General features: G+C 39.4%; 3 protein-coding genes. All 3 read right to left on the bottom strand.

The features are described 5' to 3' along the window. Positions 1 to 680: 680 nt before the first annotated feature. Positions 681 to 3,035 carry a ComEC/Rec2 family competence protein gene (locus tag GNF10_RS35490; RefSeq protein ID WP_185580572.1) on the bottom strand — a complete coding sequence of 785 codons (2,355 nt, stop codon included), beginning with the start codon at positions 3,033 to 3,035 and terminating at the stop codon, positions 681 to 683. Then, the gene (locus GNF10_RS35485) at positions 3,032 to 3,205 is read right to left on the bottom strand and encodes a hypothetical protein (protein WP_185592364.1); all 174 of its coding nucleotides are present in this window, start codon (positions 3,203 to 3,205) and stop codon (positions 3,032 to 3,034) included. The genes GNF10_RS35490 and GNF10_RS35485 overlap by 4 nt, the downstream gene beginning before the upstream one ends. 207 nt (positions 3,206 to 3,412) lie before the next feature. Further along, positions 3,413 to 4,351 carry a glycine--tRNA ligase subunit alpha gene (gene glyQ / locus GNF10_RS35480; protein WP_185580573.1) on the bottom strand — a complete coding sequence of 313 codons (939 nt, stop codon included), beginning with the start codon at positions 4,349 to 4,351 and terminating at the stop codon, positions 3,413 to 3,415. Positions 4,352 to 4,384 lie beyond the last annotated feature (33 nt).

The raw sequence follows: 4,384 nt of genomic DNA, 5'->3' as shown, positions 1-4,384 counted from the left end.
CTACTACAATGGTATAAGTAATGACATCTAGTTCAAGTGATCGTGAAGTAGGATAGATGTTTTTCTAAGCAATAGTAAAAAACTATGATTTATTCTCAAGTATAAAGTTTAACTATTTTTAGAGCAAGAATTATAAGCACAATGTAAAAGAAATGTTTAAATAAGTAAAAATAAAATAAGTATTTCCACTACTATCAGATTTTAAATAATTAAGATGATTTGGTCTTGTGAATAATCAAGTCTAGCCCATGACTTCATTAAAAAATGCTATGTTTTAATTTAAAGTAGTTGGTGCTAGTCCAATACTGCTTGGGGTTTTGCATTTTAAATCGGAAGTGGTTTCAGGGAAAAGGTTAAAGGTTTTTTCTTTCCCCCTTTTACCCAAAATCCAATAAGTATTGGGTGTCAGTTAAAGATCAGACTGGCATAATGTAGGCGAACATGAAACTTCATTAAGTACTAACTAGACTGTAATCGATAAAACTCATCTTTAGCTAGTCTTGCCTAAGAATAAATAAGTAAGTAGGCGTAAATAATTGTCGTTGAGATAAGACAATAGGCAATCTTGCTACAGTCAATAATTATAAGGGTTTTAGCCTGGTGTATTTCTCTTTACATAGTTTGATTTTATTGTAACAACTTACTTGTCGTGCTTTTAAAATTTCTGAATTTTGAGTTTTTTATAAAATAGAAGATTTGTTCTCTGCTGCTTCAATAAACGCCTCAAACTGACCATCAGGTGTCCATTGAATAGCCCCATCGCGTCCCGTAAAAAATAGTTTAGTTTGGCCTTGATTGAGTTCCGATAAAACCTTTGGATCAAAGTTAACAGAAGAAGCGATCGCCACTTGTGGTTGCAGAGCAATAACTAAATCTTTTAATGACTGAGGTGAACACCACAGGACTTGTGGACGAGGCAAGCTCCCATTTTTGACTAATTGTTGTACCTCTTTAGACTTGACATTACCGACTAATAACCAATTCTGATCTAAAATTTGCAATTGTAAGATGGGTAATTGAGCGTTGATTAACTGCGCCACTATTGAACCAGTTTTGACAGCTTGACCAACAGCCATTGGTTGATAAAATCCCTGATGCTTTTGTAATTCTTGTTGAATTGCCTGAGTTGCAATAGAATTTTCTGGATTGGGGGAATATTCATAAAAGTTTTTGATTGGTAAACGTTGCATTAATTCCAACCAAGCATTACTTTCATTGCCTTGAAAATCAGTTGCGATAGCCCAATTTATTTGATTTATACCTTGCTGTTGTAAAAACGGTAGGATTGTGAAACGTCCAGTCCCTTCATCACCACTATTAATTACAGTTACAGTTCCTCTATCTTGAACAACTACAATTGGTTCCGTACCAGATTCTAATACCGTTATCCTAAACAATGTATTTGTAGAATGCCAAAGGGGGATGAATACTAAACCAAGGGCAATCACATTAGCAACCCACCACCGTCGCTGCCACCAAGGAACTAGCCAAACCAGTATAATCAGTAAATAAATCGTCAAAAGCTGCCAAGTGGATATACTACCTACAGCAACAGAATTTCCTGGCAACTTGCTAAAAAACTCCACTAATTTAATTAGCCAGTCTGTCGGGTAATGTAACACCGAGGCGATGAAGCTTCCTGCCTGAGTCCAAATTAAACCTACTAAAGCACTAATGAGTCCGCCTATACTAATGATCGAAATTAATGGAGTACTAACCACATTCAGCAACAAACTATAAGATGGTACAACCCCAAATACAGAAAGTTGTACAGGTAAAGTCCAAAGAGTTGCAGCAAGTGGAACAGCAATTAAAGAAGCGATCGCAGGTGGTAGCCAGGCTAGGCGGTTGACTAATGCCGGTACTGTTACGATTAAGCCCAGCGTTGCTAAAAAACTCAATTGAAAACCTAAATCCCAAATCCATAGAGGATTAAATACTAATAACAGAGTTGCTGCTAATAGTAATGATCCGAACTGTTTTACCTTCCTTTTTAATAGCAAACCCACTAATGCCGCAAAACCCATAATTACGGCTCTGAGAACCGCAGGTTGAAAACCTGTTAAACTTAGAAAAATGATTAAAGCTAAAAAGCCAAGGGTAAATTGCGTTGCTTTTTTTGCCCGTCTGGTTAACTGTAAGATCACACTCAAGATCAAAGAAGTTTGAAACCCAGAAGCTGCCAAAGCATGAGCTAATCCTGCTTGTACAAATAAGTCGCGGATATCGTAGGGTAAATCAACAGCTTTGCTACCTAAAACCATTGCACTCACAAGAGGCCCTTCAGGGATACCTAACCAACGAACTTGCGATCGCACAATTCGCTCCCGAATTTGCCACCATCCCCATTTGCGTTCCTGATCCAAAACATTTATTTGTCGCCCAATCAAACCAGCAAATGTTCCTTCCTGCTTAAGAAACTTCTGAAAATCGAAACCACCAGGATTGGAAGCCGCCTTTGGTTTGTACAAAATTCCAGTCACAGCAATTTGTTGACTAGGGTATAACCCAGTAGCCTGAAGTATAGGCACTGTCACATACAATTTGCCCGTTACTCCTTTTGGGACACCTGCTGAACCTTTTTCATTTTTGACCTCATCTATCTGAGTTGCTTCCAGCCAAAATTGTCCTCGCTGACTGCGAGTTAAGCGAGGATTACTCGCCACTTCCCCACGAACAATCACAAGTTGTTCTTGATTACTGCTATTTCCAGGTGGAACAAACTGACTAATATCTTTTATACCTGGTTGCGGCACTCGCCATTGAAAATATAGAGTTGCCAATAATCCTACTAAGCCAGCAGCTAGCCATATTCGAGGATGGGGATTAGTTTGCCAGGTATTAGGCACTGCCTTATTTTTGCTTCCAGCCTTTTCTGCTTTTTGGGCAAGTTGTTGTGAACTGGTGCGTCTTCTAAAAAGAATTGCTCCCACTATCCCCAGAGCCAAAATCCACACACCACCCCAAGGAACTACTGTAAACAGCAACCCAAAAATATAACCAAGACAAATAATTACACCACTGGTTTGAATCATAAGATTTTTTGTAAACGCACCTGACACCCAGAATTCGCAGCTGACTTAAAAATAGCTAGAGTAGCAATAGAGAAAAATTGGCGTTGCTGAATTTGGCAATGAAATTCAAAAATCAAATATTCCAAACTCTTATTATCTGCGGCTGGAGTACCTCTGCGTAAGCTTTTCATATCTTTGAATAGACATCTTTGAAAGATTTTGATGCCTGTGGTGAAGTATAGTCCATCAAGTTTATACAAACAAAGCCCGCCTGTGCGGGCCTTATCTTGTAGCCTTAATTTTCCAGATTCAATATTTAACGGTATTTCTGACCTTTAGCAATAGCTACATGATTTAAAGATATGCCTAGCTTATTAGAATGCAAAATCAAAGGTTTGCTAACTTGTGGAGGCAGATTTTGTCTGTGTAGCTGCGATTTCTACTTGCCCAACAGGTATGACTGGTTTTAAATCTTTGAGCAACGGAAAACCCAACTTCTCCCTTTGCTCAACATATAAATGAGCAACCTTCCTAGCCAAATGCCGAATCCTGGCAATATAGCGAGTTCTCTCTGTCACTGAAATCACACCTCTAGCATCCAGCAGATTAAAGGTGTGCGAACACTTCATTACATAATCCAAACTGGGTAACACCAAACCCTTCTCCGTTAACTGAGTAGCTTCCTGCTCATACAAATTAAACAGTGTCAGCAGCAATTCTGGATTAGACGCTTCAAAATTGTATGTACTCTGCTCAATCTCATTTTGCAGAAAAACATCACCATAAGTAATGTTGTCCGTCCAATGAATCTTAGTAATTGCCTCCACTTCCTGGAGATACATCACCAATCGCTCTAAACCATAAGTAATTTCAATAGAAACCGGACGGCAATCAATACCCCCACACTGCTGGAAGTAAGTAAACTGAGTAATTTCCATCCCATCCAACCATACTTCCCACCCAGTACCCCAAGCTCCCACCGTCGCATCTTCCCAGTTATCCTCTACAAACCGAATATCGTGATCTTCAGGACGAACACCTAAAACCCTTAATGAATCAAGATAAATATCTTGGATATTGTCTGGCGAAGGCTTAATCAGAACTTGGTACTGATAATAGTGTTGGAAACGGTTAGGGTTTTCACCATAACGCCCATCCGTCGGGCGACGACACGGTTCAACATAAGCAACAGCCCACGGTTCGGGCCCCAATGCTCTTAAAAATGTCTGGGGATTCTTAGTACCTGCGCCCTTCTCTATATCGTAAGGCTGGGCAATGAGACAACCGTGATCGCCCCAGAACTGATGCAACAAAGCTATAACCGATTGAAAATTCACACTTCCCCCTTATTACTCGACACAGTGCATAAA

This window comes from Nostoc sp. UCD121, from assembly GCF_014222285.1.
Taxonomy (GTDB): Bacteria; Cyanobacteriota; Cyanobacteriia; order Cyanobacteriales; family Nostocaceae; genus Nostoc.
Note: the sequence above shows the minus strand (reverse complement) of the source record. Positions and strands in the feature narration are given on the sequence as shown.